General features: G+C 69.4%; 12 protein-coding genes. 10 read left to right on the forward strand and 2 right to left on the reverse strand.

Annotated features, from left to right (window positions below; all coding sequences use genetic code 11):
• Window positions 1-130 precede the first annotated feature (130 nt).
• From TA3x_RS13970 to TA3x_RS13980, 3 genes are all read left to right on the forward strand, one after another.
• A complete protein-coding gene (locus tag TA3x_RS13970; RefSeq protein WP_435022209.1) occupies window positions 131-1,810 on the forward strand; it encodes a S41 family peptidase in 1,680 nt (559 codons plus the stop codon).
• A gap of 105 nt (window positions 1,811-1,915) precedes the next feature.
• Window positions 1,916-3,913 (forward strand): hypothetical protein, encoded by a 1,998-nt coding sequence (locus tag TA3x_RS13975; RefSeq protein ID WP_435022211.1) that lies wholly within the window; start codon window positions 1,916-1,918, stop codon window positions 3,911-3,913.
• 335 nt (window positions 3,914-4,248) lie between these two features.
• Complete coding sequence (locus TA3x_RS13980) at window positions 4,249-4,653, forward strand: hypothetical protein (RefSeq protein WP_435022213.1); 405 nt, start codon at window positions 4,249-4,251, stop codon at window positions 4,651-4,653.
• A gap of 190 nt (window positions 4,654-4,843) precedes the next feature.
• Here the strand turns inward: TA3x_RS13980 and TA3x_RS13985 are convergent, their stop codons facing one another.
• Window positions 4,844-6,328: a leucyl aminopeptidase gene (locus tag TA3x_RS13985; RefSeq protein ID WP_435022215.1), complete on the reverse strand. Its 1,485-nt coding sequence runs from the start codon at window positions 6,326-6,328 to the stop codon at window positions 4,844-4,846.
• Between the two features lie 282 nt (window positions 6,329-6,610).
• On the opposite strand from TA3x_RS13985, the gene TA3x_RS13990 reads away from it, so the two are divergent.
• From TA3x_RS13990 to TA3x_RS14015, 6 genes are all read left to right on the forward strand, one after another.
• Window positions 6,611-7,063, forward strand: a complete 453-nt coding sequence (locus TA3x_RS13990; RefSeq protein ID WP_435022216.1) for a PEGA domain-containing protein — start codon at window positions 6,611-6,613, stop codon at window positions 7,061-7,063.
• A gap of 161 nt (window positions 7,064-7,224) precedes the next feature.
• Window positions 7,225-8,085 carry a carbon-nitrogen hydrolase family protein gene (locus TA3x_RS13995; protein WP_435022218.1) on the forward strand — a complete coding sequence of 287 codons (861 nt, stop codon included), beginning with the start codon at window positions 7,225-7,227 and terminating at the stop codon, window positions 8,083-8,085.
• 212 nt (window positions 8,086-8,297) lie between these two features.
• Window positions 8,298-10,289, forward strand: a complete 1,992-nt coding sequence (gene asnB, locus TA3x_RS14000) for an asparagine synthase (glutamine-hydrolyzing) (RefSeq protein ID WP_435022220.1) — start codon at window positions 8,298-8,300, stop codon at window positions 10,287-10,289.
• Between the two features lie 22 nt (window positions 10,290-10,311).
• Entirely contained in the window at window positions 10,312-10,761 is a 450-nt protein-coding gene (gene dtd, locus TA3x_RS14005) for a D-aminoacyl-tRNA deacylase (RefSeq protein WP_435022222.1), read from the forward strand.
• Between the two features lie 114 nt (window positions 10,762-10,875).
• Window positions 10,876-12,783, forward strand: coding sequence for a molecular chaperone HtpG (gene htpG / locus TA3x_RS14010; protein ID WP_435022224.1), 1,908 nt, complete (start codon window positions 10,876-10,878; stop codon window positions 12,781-12,783).
• Window positions 12,784-12,817: 34 nt separating this feature from the next.
• Complete coding sequence (locus TA3x_RS14015; RefSeq protein ID WP_435022226.1) at window positions 12,818-14,104, forward strand: alpha/beta fold hydrolase; 1,287 nt, start codon at window positions 12,818-12,820, stop codon at window positions 14,102-14,104.
• A 51-nt stretch (window positions 14,105-14,155) separates the two neighbouring features.
• Here TA3x_RS14015 and TA3x_RS14020 read toward each other — a convergent pair whose 3' ends face one another.
• Window positions 14,156-14,632, reverse strand: coding sequence for a ferritin (locus TA3x_RS14020; RefSeq protein ID WP_435022228.1), 477 nt, complete (start codon window positions 14,630-14,632; stop codon window positions 14,156-14,158).
• Window positions 14,633-14,859: 227 nt separating this feature from the next.
• Between TA3x_RS14020 and TA3x_RS14025 the strand changes: the two genes are divergently transcribed.
• Window positions 14,860-16,584, forward strand: coding sequence for an SMP-30/gluconolactonase/LRE family protein (locus TA3x_RS14025; RefSeq protein WP_435022230.1), 1,725 nt, complete (start codon window positions 14,860-14,862; stop codon window positions 16,582-16,584).
• The last annotated feature ends 108 nt before the right edge of the window (window positions 16,585-16,692 follow it).

The raw sequence follows: 16,692 nt of genomic DNA on the forward strand, positions 1-16,692 counted from the left end.
ACCCGCTTCTCGGCCCCCGGCCAGCCCCATCCGGACGCGCGGCGTCGGTGGGACGGCCCGGCCGGCCGGATCCGGATCCATCGACGTCCGCGACCCGGCGCGAGGCTCCTCCGTGGGGAGATCGTCCGCGATGAGAACCCTGGCGTTTTCCCGATCGGGGTGGCTCGTCCCGGCCCTGCTGGCCGGGCTCTGGGCCGCCACCGCCCGGGCCGGCGAACCGGCCAACCCGCCGAGCGAGGCCCCGCGTGCCGTCGCGGGCGATCCCGAGGCGACCCTCCAGAAGGGGCTCGACCTCGAACGCCGCAAGAACTGGTCGGCGGCCCTCCAGGTCTACATTGACGCCAACGAGCAATGGCCCAGCCGCCAAGACTTCCGCCAGCGGAAGCGGCTCTGCGAGATCCATCATCGGCTCGCCAGGCGGTACCAGGATCAGAGTTTCCGCAACGTCCTGCTCCGCCTCTCCCGCGAGAAGTCGTTCGACCTGTTCGACGAGATGGTCGAGCGGATCGAGAGCCACTATGTCGATCCCGTCCCGCTGGCGCCCCTGATCCGCCGGGGGCTCGATAATCTGGAGGTCGCCCTCCGCGACCCGACCTTCCCGTTCCTGGCCATCAACGCCCCGCAGGCCACCCCGGCCCGCCTGTCCTGGCTCCGCGAGCAGCTCCGGGTCCGCCGCGATCACCTCGTCGTGGATAGCCGCGACGCGGCCCGCGCCGAACTCCAGGCCGTGTGCGACCTGGCCCGGCAGGCGATCGGCGTGGACCCGGCCCCGGTGGTCCTCGAATTCGTGTTCGCCACCTGCGACGTCCTGGACGACTACACGACCTACCTGACCCCCGACAAGCTCGACGACATGTTCGCCATGATCGACGGCAACTTCGTCGGGCTCGGGGTCGAGCTGAAGCTGGACGATGAGGGCCTCCGACTGGTCGGCGTGATCCGGGGCGGACCCGCCTCGGAGGCGGGCCTGAAGGCCGGCGACCGGATCGTGGCGGTCGGCGGCAAGTCGGTCCGCGGCCTCGGGCTCGACGAGGCGGCCGGCCAGCTCCAGGGGACCGAGGGGACGCCGATCGAGATCTCCGTGCTCCGGAGCGACAAGTCGACCCACGACCTCAAGCTGGTCCGCCGGCACGTCGAGGTCGAGAGTGTGGCCCAGGCCAAGATCGTAGAGCCGCTTTCCGGGGTCGGCTACATCCAGCTCGCCGGATTCCAGAAGTCCTCGGGCGAGGAGCTGGACCGGGCCGTCTCCGACCTGCAAAAGCAGGGGATGCGTTACCTGATCCTCGACCTCCGCGGCAATCCCGGCGGGCTCCTGAATGTCGCCGTGGAGATCGCCGACCGGTTCGTGGATCGGGGCGTGATCGTCTCGACCCGGGGCCGGGCGCCGGGGCAGACCCAGGTCTACCGGGCCCATCCCGACGTCCCGTTCACCATGCCCGTGGCCGTCCTGATCGACCACGACAGCGCCAGCGCCAGCGAGATCCTCGCCGGTGCCCTCCAGGAACTCGGCCGGGCGATCGTGATCGGCGACCGGAGCTACGGCAAGGGCTCGGTCCAGAGCATCTTCGAGCTGCGCTCCGCGCCGGCCGGCCTGAAGCTCACGACGGCCAAGTTCTACTCCCCCCAGAACCGGGCCTACAGCGAGCAGGGGGTCACGCCCGACGTCAAGGTCACGGTCCGGGCCAAGCCCGCCGCGGACGCGGAGGAATCCGGCGACGGGCCGTCGCCCGAGTTCGGCGATCCCGGCACCGACGAGGTCCTCAAGATGGCCCTGATGCAGGCCCGCCGCCAGCTGACCACCGCCCGCTGAACGTCCGCCGATCATCGCAGCCGAGGGCCGGGGAGATGCGGGATCGATCCCGTCCCCCGGCCTTCCTGTTTGATCGGCCTTTGGCAAATGTCGTAGGATCAGGGTATGTCATCCCCTCCCGCTCGCCCATCCGGACGGATCGACCCCGCGCCGGCCTGGACCATCGTCACCGACGCCCCGCTCAAGGGGTTGGGCCTGGCCCGCGAGGCGGGTTGCGTCCTGGCCTGGGACGAGGCCGACCAACTCTACCGGATCGACGGCCGGGGCCAGTTCCAGTCGGTGGCCCGGGCCCCGGGCAAGGTCTCGCAGGTCGCCATCAGCGACGACGGCACCCTGGTGGCGATCCTGGGGGAAGGCTCCCGGCTCTGGCTCCTGGACGGGGACTTCAACCTGCTCCACGACCGCCCGGCGATCTCCGACCCGCTCTCCCTGGCCGTCGACCCTCACGGACGCTATGTCGCGGTCGGCTCGCGGATGAACCTGGTCCAGATCACCGACCGCCGCGGCAAGGCGGCTGGGCGATTCGAGACCCGCCAGCCGCTGTCCAACATCGTCTTCGTGCCGACCCACCCGTTCCTGATCGGCACCGGCGCCTTCGGCTCGATCATGGGGATCGCCCTGGCGCCCCGGGGCGGCTCCGGCGGGCTGGACGGCAACGTGTTCTGGTATGAGGCGCTGATGACCAGCGTCGGCCAGCTGTCGACCTCGGGCGACGGCGGGATGATCCTGATCGCCTGCTTCACCCACGGGGTCCAGAAGTACAACCTCGCCGGCCATGCCGAGGGCTCCTACCACCTGGGCGGGTCGGCCTCCCACGCCATGCCCGACTTCGCCGGCCGGTCGATCGCGGTGGCCACGCTGGAAGGGGAGCTGGCGATCCTGAGCGGGGCCGGCAACGTCCGCTGGAGGACGACGCTCCCCCGTCCGGCGTCGGCCCTGCAGATGGACGCCCTGGGCCGCTACGTGATCTATGGGATGGCCAGCGGCGAGGTGGTCCGGCTCGACCTCCAGGGGGCCGGCCGTTCCGCCGCGTCGGCCCCGCCGGTCGGCGTGAAGGGGGTCGTCACTTCCCGCCCCGAGCCCGAGCCGGCCCCGGCGCGGATGAGGGAAGGGGCGGCCGAGGTCCGGACGCCGGACTGGGCCGTCGAGGTCGTCCAGAACGAGGATCAGGCCGAATTCGCCGTGCTGGCCGTGGCAGATCAACCGCCCCGGGTCGGCGTGATCACCCACCACAACCGGCTCGAACTGTTCGGCACCGACGGCCGGAAGCTGGGCCAGGCCCCCGAGATCGACGGCGTGGGGCGGATCCTCCGCGTGGCGCCCAACTGGATGGCCGCGGCCACCGATCGCCGGATCATCCTCTGCGACCTGGCCAACAACACGGCGAGGCGGGTCGACATGAGCCTCGCCGAGCTGACCCACCTGGCGATCCTGCCCGACAGCTACGGGCTGGGACTGGTCCAGGAGCGCGACCGGGTCGGGCGGGCGACGATCGCCGGCCGCTGGATCTGGAAGGCCGAGCTGAAGTCGCCGGTCGAGGAGCTGGCCATCACCGAGGAAGGCTACACCGCGATGACCACCGAGGACGGCAAGCTCCGGGTCCACGACCCGGCCGGCGTCGCGGTCGGCGAGTCGCAGGGGGCGGTCGGCGACCCGGCGCTGCTGTTCGCCGCGCCGGCCGGGGCGGGAGTCACGTGGATCACCCTCTCGCGTAGGTCTCAGGTCATCCGGGGCCACGATCGCGAAGGCCAGGTGCTCTGGCAGTCGCCCGTCCCCTGGGAAGGCTGGCAGCTCCATTCGGTGGGGCCCCTGGCGGTGGTGGTCGCCCCGGACGGCCGGACGGCGGCCTACGACGCCACGGGCCGGGTGATCGCCCAGGGCCGGGCCGATGGCCCGCCCGACGCCTTCCTCAGCGGGCCAGGCGGCAAGGCGTTACGCATCGTGCGCCAGGGAGTCCACCTCCTCTGCTCCGACCTCGGCGGGCGCGTGATCTGGCGGGCCGTGGCCGAGGCGCCCCTCGGCCCGATCGCCTCGGACACGCCGGGCGTGGCGGCGATGGTGGGCAAAACCCTGGCCTGGTTCGGATCGCGGCAAAATCCTTGATTCCCCGGGCGGAGAAACGTCGATGAGCGAGACATCCCTCCCCCAACCGTGTCGTACAATCGCATCGACGAGCGAACTCGGCTTGCCCGCGATCGGCCCGTTCGATTACGATTGCCCGCGAGAATCTGCCACGTTTTGAGAGATCGACCTTCCTTGCGCCTCGTTTTTGCTACTCTGCTAATCGCGATGGATTTCGATAGCGATTGAGTGAAACGCCCCCTGGCCTGGGTCTTGTCGCCTCGTCGAATTACTTGATTCATCCCTCTCCCGACCTGGAGGACGAGATGGCTCCATGTAGTTCTCCCCAACTCGATATGGTCCGCCCCATGATTCGCATGAGCGTCCATGATCGCGGGGCCATCGAAGCAGAGCGGCACAAATGGATCGAGAGCGAGAAGGCGGGCCACGACCTCGGCGAGCGCGCCATCCGGAGCTGGGTCCGCCAGCACTGGAATGGCTTCCTCCGCGAGAAGTGGCTCGAACACCTGGAGGGCAGGACGTTCTGGATCGAGCTCGATCACGACGACTTCGGCCTGCTCCAGCGCTCCTACCACAATTCCGAGCTGATCCGCGAGATCGTCTGGCGGCTCAAGGGCGGCCAGGAAAACCTCGATATCCTGAACTGGGCGATCGATGAAAACCTGGACATGAACGAGATCATGAGCATCCTGGAGATGCTCGACATCAACAGCCGTCGCATCGAATGCTTGTTCGAAACCCGCCTCCTGCAGGCAGGTTGATCGCCTCCCCCCACCTTCTCGCTTATACGTGCTGCATCGATGCCCGATCTAGCCGAATGCTCATTCGGCGGCGTTCGCCGTCCGCTCCCAGGTTTGCTGCCTCGTTGATGCATCGGTTCGGAGCCAGTTCGGGGCGACGTTGGCCCCCATGACCATGACGTCGCCCCGAAGTCAGCTCGATCGCGTCCGATCAGGCCGTCCCGGCCTCGCCCTGGATCAGGGCGATGAGGGTGCGGACGAAGCAGCCCGTCCCGCCCGCGTCCCGCGTGCCCGACTCGGAATCCGCCCAGCTCGGGCCGGCGATGTCGAGGTGGACCCAGGGGCGTTCGGCCACGAACTGTTCGAGGAACTTGGCGGCGGTGATCGACCCGCCCCACCGGGTGCCCACGTTCTTCAGGTCCGCGACCGGGCTCTTGAGCTGTTCCAGGAAGTCGTCGTCCAGCGGGAGCTGCCAGGCCCGCTCGCCGGTCCGCTTCGACGCCGCCAGGACGTCCCCGGCGAACCCGGGATCGTTGCCGAACAGGCCGGCGACCTTGGTCCCGAGGGCGACCATGCAGGCGCCGGTGAGGGTCGCCAGGTCGAGGATCCGGTCCGGCTCCTGTTCGGCGGCGTAGCTCAGGGCATCGGCCAGGATGAGGCGGCCCTCGGCGTCGGTGTTCATGACCTCCACCGTCTTGCCGTTCCGCATCGTGAGCACGTCGCCCAGCCGCATCGCCTTGCCGTTGACCATGTTCTCGGTCAGGGCCAGGTAGCCGACGAGGTTGGCCTTGAGCCCGAGCCGGGCGGCGGCCACCATCGTGGCCAGCACCACCGCGGCGCCGGTCATGTCGGCCTTCATGTCCTCCATCGAGGCGCTGGGCTTGAGCGACAGCCCGCCGGAGTCGAACGTCACGCCCTTGCCGACCAGGGCCAGGGTCGGCCCGTCGCCGCCGCCCTTGTGCTCCAGGATCACGAAGGCGGGCGGCTCCTCGGACCCGGCCGCGACGCCCAGCAGGCCGCCGAACCGCTCGTTGCGGATCCGGGCCTCGTCCCAGACCGTGACGGTCAGCCCGGCGGCTTCGGCGGCCTCGCGGGCCCGCGCCGCCAGGGCGGTCGGGGTCTTCTCGGCGGGCGGGGTGTTGGCCAGGTCGCGGGCCAGGTTGACCGCCTCGCCGACGATCGCGCCCCGCGTCGCGGCGGCCTCGACGTCCGGCGAGGCCCCCTCGGTATCGACCAGCGTGAGGCCGGCGAATTCGTGGCGGTTCGGCTCGGCCTTGCGGAGCCCGGGCCCGCGCGTGCCCACGGTGAGCCCCTCGATCAGGGCCGAGGCGACGGCGGGGCGGTCACCGGCGTCGGGAAGGGCGACGGCGACCTGCCCCCGGGCCTTGCCCGCGAGCTTCTTGCCGGCCGCGACCCCCGCCGCGAAGGCGACCCCGGCGTCGAACTTCTCCCGCTTGCCCAGGCCGAGGGCGACCACGGCCTTCGCCTTGATCCCGCCGGCCGGGAGCCCGAGCAGGGGGGCGACCTCGCCGACGGATCCGGACAGGTCCTTGGCCTCGACCAGCCGCGCGAACGTGTCGCCCAGGGGTGTGCCCGCCAACGCGGCGGGGGCGCCGGGATCGCCGTCGAAGACCCCGATGGCCAGGACCTCGGCTTCGACATCCACCAAATTCTGTCCGCTCGTCTTCACGTTCATCGTCGGTTCGTTCCCGGGCCGCAGGTTCGTCGTTCCCCGGCGAAGTTTACGCCAAACCGGCCCCGCCGAGTAGTCGGGCGGCGATCGGGCGGAACCGGACGGGCCGGGAGGTCCGGCCGGGATGTCGGGTTGAGGCAATCCGGCCGGATCGCTACAATCCGCCCCGATCGACGCCCGGGGGCCTCCCCGGCCCGTCCCGTCACGCCGACCCACCCCCGACCGCGCACCCCGGATTCGACCCTCGGCGCCATCTCGTCCTGGCCGAACTGCGGGGAGCCGGAAATGCCGAGTCATCGCGGACGCTTGCTGGCCGTGATCGCCCTGTTCGCCACCTGCGGCCTGTCGGGGTGCGTGGAGCGTCGCTACACCATCCGGACCGACCCGCCGGGTGCCCTCGTCGTCATGAACGGCGAGCCGATCGGGATCTCCCCGGTCTCCAAGAGCTTCGTCTACTACGGCGACCGGAACGTGCGGATCGTCAAGGAAGGTTACGAGACGCTGGACATCGTCCAGCCGATCAAGGCCCCGTACTGGGACAACCTCCTGACCGAGTTCTTCACCGAGAACCTGATCCCGTACACCTTCCGCGACGAGCTGGAGTTCAACTACAAGCTCCAGCCCAACCAGACGGCCGACCCCAACGACGTGCTGGCCCGATCCGAGGCGCTCCGGGCGGAGGCCCAGGCGCCGCCCACGCCCCGGCGTCGCGGGTTCCTCGGCTTCTTCGGGTTCTGACCACCGGTCGCGGAGATCGGGCCGATTGGGGTTGTCAGGATGACGGGTCCGGTTAAATTGCCGGCCGCGAGGGCCGACGTCACGTCCCCCGCGTGCCGATGGGCCGACCTTGCCGCCTGCAATCGCCGGCCCGCCGTCCTCCAACATCAGGGGTCACGCTCGTGAAGATCGCCGCCGCGACCATCCAGATGGCATCGGAACCGGGGCGGGTCGCGAGCAACCTCGACCGTGCCGATGCCCACCTCCGACGGGCCCGCGACCTCGGCGCCGAGCTGGCGGTCCTGCCCGAGATGTTCAACACAGGCTACGGCCTGGTGCCCGACTACGCCCCGACCGCCGAGGGCCGCGACGGCCCGACGCTCCGCCACCTGGCCGCCCGGAGCCGGGAGTGGGGCATGGGCATCGCCTTCGGCTTCGTCGAGAGCGACGGCCATCACCTCTACGACTCGCTCGGCTTCTGCCAGCCCGACGGCCAGCTCGACGTCTACCGGAAGCGGCACCTGGTCTTCTGGGAACGCTTCCGGTTCCGCCCCGGCCGCGAGCCGGTGATCGTGGCCAGCCCGTGGGGCCGGATCGGCTTCGCCATCTGCGCCGACATGATCTATCGCCGGACCTGGGCGGATTATCGCGGCAAGGTCGACCTGGCCATCGTGGCGGCGGCCTGGCCCGACTTCGCCTGCCGTTTGTCTGGGCGGAAGCACTGGCTGTTCGGCCAGCTCGGGCCGCTGTCGGCCTCGATCCCGGCCAAGGTCGCGGCCGAGCTGGACGTGCCGGTCCTGTTCAGCAACCAGGTCGGCGACACCCAGACCTGCATCCCGATCCTGGGCGGGCGGATCGCCGACCGCTTCGCCGGCATGAGCAGCCTTTGCGACGGCCTCCACGGGATCTCCGCCCTGGCCGGGACCGCCGAGGACGTCCTGATCGCCCCCCTGACCATCCACCCCGCACGAGGACCCCGCACATGGCGTTCTATGTCCCCCTCGGCTCGCGAGGCATCCTTTTCCGGGTCGGAACCGGTTTGATCGGCGTGCTCGGTTCGTGGGTTTATTGGCGGGCCAGCCGTCGGCGTGTCATGATAGGGGTGTCCGCGCCGGAGCCGACCCCGCTGGAACCGGCCTGAGCCGGGCCCTCGGGCCTGCCCGCGCCAACCCGAACATCGACCGAAGGCCCCGTCACCATCCCCTGAGGAGACGACCGGCCGTCGCTCGCCACCCCTGGGGATAGGGAACGAATTATGTGCGGAATCGCCGGGGCCTTCGACCTCACGGGTGAGCGCGAGTTTCCGATCCCTCGCCTCCTCTCGATGACCGCCGCCATCGCGCACCGCGGGCCCGACGACGAGCAGTTCCACGCCGAGCCGGGGGTGATCCTGGGCGCCCGCCGGCTCTCGATCATCGACCTCGCCGGCGGCCGCCAGCCGATCCCCAATGAGGACGGGTCGATCTGGGTCGCCTTCAACGGCGAGCTGTTCGAGTACCCCGAACTCCGGCAGGAGTTGCTGGCCAAGGGCCACACCCTGTCCACCCGTTGCGACACCGAGGCGTGGGTCCACCTCTACGAGGACCACGCCGAGGGGATGTTCGACCATGCCCGGGGCCAGTTCGCCGTCTCGCTCTGGGATCGCGACAACCGGACCCTGATCCTCGGCCGGGACCGCGCCGGGATCTGCCCGCTCTACTACATCGAGCGCGACGGCTGGCTCCTCTGGGGCTCGGAGATCAAAGCCCTGCTCGCCTCCGGGATGGTGCCGGCCCGGCCCGATCCGAAGGGCGTGGACCACCTGTTCTCGTTCTTCTGCGCAGGGACCGAGCGGACGTTCTTCGAGGGGATCAAGTCGCTCCGCCCCGGCCATTACCTCAAGGTCAAGGATGGCCGGGTCTCGGCCCATCAGTACTGGGACCTTGACTTCCCCGACGCCGGCCAGGAGCGCAGGCTCGCCGACCCCACCCCGCTGGTCGACGAGTTCGAGGCGCTGCTCCGGCAGTCGGTCGAGCGCAGGCTCCGGGGCGACGTGCCGGTGGTCAGCTACATCAGCGGCGGACTGGACTCGACGGTGGTGCTCGGCCTGAGCTCCAAGCAAAGGGGCAAGGCGATCCCGTCGTTCACGATCGGCCTCGATAACGCCGGCCCCGACGAGCGGAGCCAGTCGGCCGAGTCGGCCCAGATGCTCGGGTCGCCGCTGACCATGGTCACGATGGACAGCCGGAAGATCGCCGACTCCTACCCGGAGCTGGTGATGGCCGCCGAAGGCCCGGTGATGGACACCTCGTGCGCCGCCCTGATGAAGCTGGCGCAGGCGGTCCACGGGCAGGGGTACAAGGTGGCGTTGACCGGGGAAGGGGCCGACGAGGCGCTGGCCGGCTACGTCTGGTTCAAGACCCAGGCCACCCGCGAGGCCGTGTCGAGCCGGATCGGCCACGCCCTGCCCAGGGTGGCCCGCTCGTTCCTCCTGGCGGCCGTCGGCGGCGGGTCGAAGCATCGCCCCCCGATGCGGGCGATCAATGGCGTCCGCACCGCCCAGCAGGACATGTACGAGCTGATCGGCCAGGCCCGGTCGATCCTCTACACGCCCGAGATGTGGGAGCGGCTGGGCGACCACAACCCGTACGACGACCTGGGCATCACCACCGACCGCATCAAGCGGTGGGCGCCGATGAACCAGTCGCTCTACGTCGGCTACAAGGTGATGCTCGCCGGCCTCCTGATGATCTCCAAGGGGGACCGGATCTCGATGCACTCGTCGGTCGAGACCCGCTACCCGTTCCTGGACGACGACGTGATCCGGTTCTGCTCGGAGATCGCCCCCGAATACAAGCTCCGGGGCCGGACCGAGAAGTGGATCCTCCGCCAGGTGGCCGCCCGGATCCTCCCTCCGGCCATCGCCAAACGCCCCAAGACGATGTTCCGGTCCAAGTTCGCCCCGACCTTCTTCGGCCGGAACCGCCCCAAGTGGGTCGACCAGCTGCTGAGCCCCGAATCGCTCCGGGCGACCGGCTACTTCGACGCCGAGATCGTCAAGAGCGAGCGGATGAAGCAGGTGGCCTTGCCCCGGATCACGGCCCGCCGGTTCGTGCTCGACATCGCCCTCACCAATGTGGTGGCCACCCAGCTCTGGCACCACCTCTACTTCGGCGGCCTGTGCGACCTGCCGACCTGGACCCCGCCCCGGTTCGACGAGGAATCGGCCTCGGCCAACGGACACGCGGCCTCGCTCTCCTCGCTGTGACAAGGGCAGGGGGGTGTGCCGGATGAGAGCGGTCCTGCAGCGCGTCACGCGGGCCTCGGTCACGGTCGAGGGCCGCGTCGTCGGCTCGATCGGCATCGGCTGGCTGATCCTCCTGGGCGTGGCCCGGGAGGACGGCGACGACGACGCCCTCAAGCTCGCCGACAAGGCGGCCGGCCTCCGCGCCTTCGAGGACGCCGACGGCAAGATGAACCTGGCTCTGGCCGACGTCGGAGGCTCGGCCCTGGTGGTCAGCCAGTTCACCCTGTTGGGCGATTGCCGCGCCGGGCGTCGCCCCAGCTTCATCGCCGCCGCCGAGCCGGCCGAGGCCGAACGGCTCTACCTCGTCTTCTGCGACCGGATCCGCTCGGCGGGCATCGCCGTCGCCACCGGGGTCTTCCGGGCCGACATGCAGGTCGAGCTGGTCAACGACGGCCCGGTGACCCTGCTGCTGGATAGCCGCAAGGCGTTCTGAGGCGGGCCTCGCGGGAAGCCGTGCCCGAGACCGTCGAGCATGGTTTTCCGGCGACGGGGGGCCGGATAAAATGGTCTGCGAGAGACACCGACAGTCGAGCAGGGAGTTTTGACCGTGAGCGAGTCCGCCGCCCCCGCCGAGACGCACGAATACGCCTTCCAGGCCGAGATCAAGCAGCTCCTCCACCTGCTGTCGCATTCGCTCTACCAGAGCCGGGACGTGGCGATCCGCGAGCTGATCTCCAACGCCTCGGACGCGTTGGATAAGCAGAGGTATCTCGGGCTCACCGACGAGTCCCGCCGCGACGATGCCCCCCTGGAAATCACGCTCGAAGGCAAGGCCGACGACAAGACCCTGACGATCCGCGACAACGGCGTGGGGATGACCCGCGACGAGCTGGTGACCAACCTCGGGACGATCGCCCACAGCGGCTCGCGCGAGTTCCTCCGCGCCGCCAGGGATGGGGCAGCGTCCTCCCCGTCGGGCAAGCCCGACCTTTCGCTGATCGGCCAGTTCGGCGTCGGCTTCTACGCGGCGTTCATGATCGCCGACCGCGTCGTGGTCCGTTCGCGGAGTGTCAAGGAGGAGGCCGGCCACGAGTGGCGGTCCGACGGCTCGGGCTCGTTCACCGTGGGCGACGTCGCCGACCTCCCACGCGGGACCGAGATCGTCCTCCACCTCAAGGACGACGCCAAGGACTACGCCAACGCCTGGAAGCTCAACGAGGTCATCCGCCGCTACTCCAGCTTCGTCCCGTACCCGATCAAGGTCGACGGCGTCATCGCCAACAGCCAGAAGCCGATCTGGGTCGAGCCCAAGTCGCAGGTGACCGAGGAGCAGTACGAGCAGTTCTACCAGCACCTGACCCACCACCCGGAGGAGAAGCCGCTCTGGCATCTCCACCTCTCGGCCGACTCGCCGATCCAGTTCCACGCCGTGCTCTACTGCCCGCCCACCAACCCGGAGAAGCTGGGCTTCGGCGTCCTGGACCACGGCCTCAGCCTGTGCGCCCGCCGGGTGCTGGTCCAGGCGGATTGCCGCGAGCTGGTGCCGGAGTACCTCCGGTTCCTCCACGGGCTGGTCGATAGCGAGGACCTGCCCCTCAACGTCTCCCGCGAGACCTTGCAGGACAACGCGGTGGTCCGGCGGATCCGCACGTCGCTGGTGAAGGGGGTCCTGGACCTCCTGACCCGGATGGCGGCCGACAAGCCCGAGGACTATGCCCGGTTCTACGAGACCTTCGGCATCTTCATCAAGGAAGGCGTGGCACGCGACCAACCCAACCGCGAGAAGCTGGCCAAGCTCCTCCGGTTCGCCTCGACCCGGTCCGAGGGGGACGAGCCGACGACCTCGCTCGACGAGTACGCCGGCCGGATGATCCCGGATCAGACCCACATCTACTACCTGGGCGGGCCGGACCTCGCCTCGGTGCGGCGGAGCCCGAACCTGGAGATCTTCCGCCGCAAGGGGGTGGAAGTCCTGTTCCTGACCGAGCCGGTCGACGAGTTCGTGATGTCGGCCCTCGGCGAGTTCGGCGGCAAGACCCTGACCTCGATCGACTCCGCCGACCTCGACCTCCCCGGCGAGGAGCCCAAGGCCGAGGACAAGCCCGAGTCCCACCCCGGCGGGTTCGGCCGGGTGCTCGACCTGTTCCGCGAGGCCCTGGGGACGCGGGTCCAGGAAGTCCGCGCCTCGAAACGGCTGACCGAGAGCCCATGCTGCCTGGTCAACGCCGAGGGGGCCCTGAGCACCCAGATGCACCGCCTGCTGGCGATGAGCGGCAAGGAGGCCCCGCCGGTCAGCCGGAGCCTGGAAGTGAATCCCGACTCCCCGCTGATCGGCCGCCTGGCGCTGCTCGCCGCCAACCCGGACAACGACGCCTTCATCAAGGACTGCGCCCTCCAGCTCTGGTCGGGCGCCATGATCCTGGAAGGCTCGCTGCCCGAGCCCGAGGATCTCGCGGCCCGAATGCAGCGGTTCGTCGAGAAGGCCGCCGAGGGGAAGTCGGCGATCGTCATCTAATCGATCCTTGATCCATCATCGCGAGGAGACGCCGATGTTGCCCGGCTTGACGATCCTGGTCGCTTGCCTGGCGGCATCGGCGGCCGACCCCGGCGCGGTGGCGACCCGCTTCCTGGAACGGTGCCGCGACGCCCGGTTCGCCGAGGCGGTCGAGGCCTTCGACGCGAAGATGGCGGACGTCCTGCCCGCCTCGAAGCTGGCGCAGACCTGGGACGCCGTGCGGCTCGGCGCAGGCGATCTCGGATCCCTGGGCCCGCCCCGCGTCGAGGCCAGGGGCCAGCACGCCGTGGTCCTGGTCCGATGCGGCTTCGCCCGCAAGGCCCTGGATGCCCAGGTCTCGATCAACCCGGAAGGGAAGATCGATGGACTGTACTTCCGGGCCCCCAAGGTCACCGGGCTCGCCCCTTATGTGAAGCCGGGGACCTATGCCGAGTCCGCCCTGATTGTGGGGGCCGAGGGCTGGCCTCTGGGGGCCACCCTGGCCATGCCCGAAGGGGCCGGGCCGTTCCCCCTGGTGGTGTTCGTCCACGGGTCCGGGCCCAACGATCGCGACGAGACGGTCGGGGCCAACGCCCCGTTCCGCGACCTTGCCCTGGGCCTGGCCTCGCGGGGGATCGCTACGCTCCGCTATGACAAGCGGACCAAGGTCCACGGCGAGCGGATGGCGAAGCTCACGCCGACGCTCGACGAGGAGGTCGTCGACGATGCCCTGGCGGCCGTCGCCAGGGCCCGCACGCTCGAACGGGTCGACCCCCGCCGCATCTTCGTCCTGGGGCATAGCCTGGGGGCGGTGATGGCCCCGAGGATCGCCCGCCGCGACGGCCACCTGGCCGGGATCATCTGGATGGCGGGCAATGTCCGGCCGATCGATGAGGTGGTCCTCGACCAGTTCCGCTACCTGTCGCGCCCCGAGGCGAAGCCGTCGGACGCGGTCAAGGATCTGGTCCGCGCTACCGAGGCCGATGTCGCCGCCTTCCGCGCCGATCCGGAGAAGGCCGACGGCAAGATCCTGGGCGCCCCGTTCGCCTATTGGAAAGAGCTGGGAACGGTCCGTCCCGAGCGCGAGCTGGCCGAACTGCCCGGGGTCCCCGTCCTTGCCCTCCAGGGCACGCGGGACTACCAGGTGACGATGGTCGATTTCGACCGCCTGCGCGATGCCCTGAAGGGCCGGGCCAACGCCTCGTTCGAGGCCTTTCCCGACCTCAACCACCTGTTCATCGCCGGGTCCGGCGTGTCGGGACCGGCCGAGTATGATCGTCCCGGGCATGTCGACGTGCGGGTCGTCGAGCGGATCGCCGCCTGGATCGATGGCACGAAATAAGGCGGGTGGCGATCGGGAGCGAAATGCCCCCGATCGCCGACCCTCCGTCGATCAGTGGGCCAGGTAGGCCTCGACCATCATCACGATCGGCCCGGCGCGGCGGATCACGGCCAGGCGGGTCTCGGCGCTGGCGACCTCTTCCAGTTGCTCGGTGACGAACCACTGGAGGAACGTCGACATGACGTGGCACTTCTCGGCCGCGGCGGCGTCCACGAGGTCGTAGATCTGCTTGGTGGTGCGGATCTCGGAGTCCAGCGCGAGCTGGGCGGCGTCCTCGGCCGAGATGAACTCGTTGCGCGGGGCGGGCACGTCGGGGATGGCCACCTTGCCGCCGGAGTCGTGGATGAACTTCACGATCTTCATCGCGTGTTCACGCTCTTCCTCGGCCTGCTTGTAGAAGATCTTCGCCAGGCCGAACAGGTCCTCGCTGTCGAAGTAAGAGGCGATCGCGATGTACTGGTGCGAGTTGCCCAGCTCGTGGCCGATCTGGGTATTGAGCAAGGCGTTGAGATTGCCGCTGATCAGCATCGGACCTTCTTACCCTTCCGAAAGAGGCGAGTCGGGGGACCGTCCCGAGCGATGTCGAGGCGACACGCGCATCATCGCATCGTACCCATTCCTGCCCGAACGACCAACCCCTGTGCCGGGCCGGGCAACCCCTGGGAAATCGGCCCGGCGCCCGCTAGACTCGCGACCGGTCGCGCCTCGATCCCGCCTCCCCTCGCCCCGTTGACCCGACACCCAGGGATTCCACCATGCTCGCAGCCCGCACCCGCCCCCGCGCGTCGCTCGCGCTCCTGTTCGCCCTGGCGACGGCGCCCGCCCTCGCCGATGATCCCGTCCCTAAGGGCGACGTGACCAAATACACGTTCGAGGCGTCCAAGATCTTCCCCGGGACGACCCGCAGCTACTGGATTTATGTCCCGAAGCAGTACGACCCGAGCAAGCCGGCCTGCCTCTACGTCAATCAGGACAACGTCCAGTTCAAGGCCCCGGAGGTCTTCGACGCCCTGATCGCCGCCAAGGAGATGCCGGTCACCATCGGCGTGTTCGTCTCCCCGGGCGTCGTCAAGGCGATCGCCCCCAACGCCCTCGACCGGTTCAACCGCAGCTACGAGTACGACGGCCTCGGCGACGCCTACGCCCGGTTCCTCCTCGACGAATTGCTGCCCGAGGTCGAGCGTCAGAAGGCCCTGGACGGCCGGGAGATCCACCTGTCCAAGGACCCCAACGACCGCGGCATCGGCGGCTCCAGCAGCGGGGCGATCGCCGCGTTCACGGCCGCGTGGGAGCGTCCCGACGCCTTCCGCCGGGTGTTCAGCTCGATCGGCACCTATGTCGGCCTCCGGGGCGGCAACGAGTACCCGACCCTGATCCGCAAGGTCGAGCCCAAGCCGCTCCGCGTCTTCCTCCAGGACGGCAAGAACGACCTGAACATCTACGGGGGCGACTGGTGGATGGCCAACCAGGAGATGGAGCGGGCGCTCACGTTCGCCGGGTATGAGGTCAACCACGAGTGGGGCGACGGTGGCCACGACGGCAAGCACGCCACGGCCATCTTCGCCGACGCCCAGCGCTGGCTCTGGAAAGATTGGCCCAGGCCGATCAAGGCCGGCGCCGGTTCTCCGGTGATGTCCTCGATCCTCATCCCCGGAGAGGACTGGCAGCTCGTCGGCGAGGGGTACGGCTTCACCGAGGGGCCGACCGCCAACGCCAAGGGGGAGGTCTTCTTCGACGACATCCCCAAGAACACCTCCTACAAGGTCGACCTCGACGGGAAGGTCTCGGTCTTCCAGCCCGACAGCAAGAAGGCCAACGGCCAGGCGTTCGGCCCCGACGGCACCATGTATGTGATCGCCACCGCCACGGCCCAGATCCTGGCCTACGACCAGTCCGGCCAGTGCAAGGTCTTCGCCGACAACATCAAGGGCAACGACCTCGTCGTCCTGGCCAACGGGTCGATCTACGCGACGGCCCCCAACCCCAACGCCGCCCCGTTCAGCGAGCTGGTCTACTTCAGCCCGACCGGCGAGCGGAAGGTGGTGGACACCGGCCTGAAGTACGCCAACGGCGTGACCGTCTCGCCCGACCAGAGCCTCCTGTACGCGGCCGACAGCCGGACCCACTGGGTCTACAGCTACCAGATCCAGCCCGACGGGACCCTCAAGTACAAGCAGAAGTACGACCGGCTCCACGTCCCGGACACCGCCGACGACTCCGGCGCCGACGGCATCCGCTGCGACCGCGAGGGCCGGCTCTACGTCGCCACCCGCATGGGCCTCCAGGTCTGCGACCAGCCCGGCCGGGTCAACGCGATCATCCCCACGCCGACCGGCTCGGCGTCCAACCTCTGCTTCGGCGGCAAGGACTTCGACACGATCTACGCCACCGCCGGCACCCGGGTCTTCCGCCGCAAGGTCAAGGCCCAGGGCGCCATCCCCTTCATGGCCCCGATCAAGCCGCCGACCCCCCGGCTCTAATTGATCGATCCGCCGCGCCGGGAGAACTCATTGCCCGGCGTGGACATTCGAGCAAGGATGAATGGCGAGCCTGATCGGCGTTCATGCGTACCGATCAACCGAACAGCA

The sequence above is a fragment of the Tundrisphaera macrotermitis genome, from assembly GCF_051175315.1.
Lineage (GTDB): Bacteria > Planctomycetota > Planctomycetia > Isosphaerales > Isosphaeraceae > Tundrisphaera.

Bases quoted from the DNA above. Each gene is read 5' to 3' on its own strand.
- TA3x_RS13970 (WP_435022209.1), top strand. From the start codon at position 131: ATGAGAACCCTGGCGTTTTCCCGATCGGGGTGGCTCGTCCCGGCCCTG.
- TA3x_RS13975 (WP_435022211.1), top strand. From the start codon at position 1,916: ATGTCATCCCCTCCCGCTCGCCCATCCGGACGGATCGACCCCGCGCCG.
- TA3x_RS13980 (WP_435022213.1), top strand. From the start codon at position 4,249: ATGAGCGTCCATGATCGCGGGGCCATCGAAGCAGAGCGGCACAAATGG.
- TA3x_RS13985 (WP_435022215.1), bottom strand. From the start codon at position 6,328: ATGAACGTGAAGACGAGCGGACAGAATTTGGTGGATGTCGAAGCCGAG.
- TA3x_RS13990 (WP_435022216.1), top strand. From the start codon at position 6,611: ATGCCGAGTCATCGCGGACGCTTGCTGGCCGTGATCGCCCTGTTCGCC.
- asnB (WP_435022220.1), top strand. From the start codon at position 8,298: ATGTGCGGAATCGCCGGGGCCTTCGACCTCACGGGTGAGCGCGAGTTT.
- dtd (WP_435022222.1), top strand. From the start codon at position 10,312: ATGAGAGCGGTCCTGCAGCGCGTCACGCGGGCCTCGGTCACGGTCGAG.
- TA3x_RS14015 (WP_435022226.1), top strand. From the start codon at position 12,818: ATGTTGCCCGGCTTGACGATCCTGGTCGCTTGCCTGGCGGCATCGGCG.
- TA3x_RS14020 (WP_435022228.1), bottom strand. From the start codon at position 14,632: ATGCTGATCAGCGGCAATCTCAACGCCTTGCTCAATACCCAGATCGGC.
- TA3x_RS14025 (WP_435022230.1), top strand. From the start codon at position 14,860: ATGCTCGCAGCCCGCACCCGCCCCCGCGCGTCGCTCGCGCTCCTGTTC.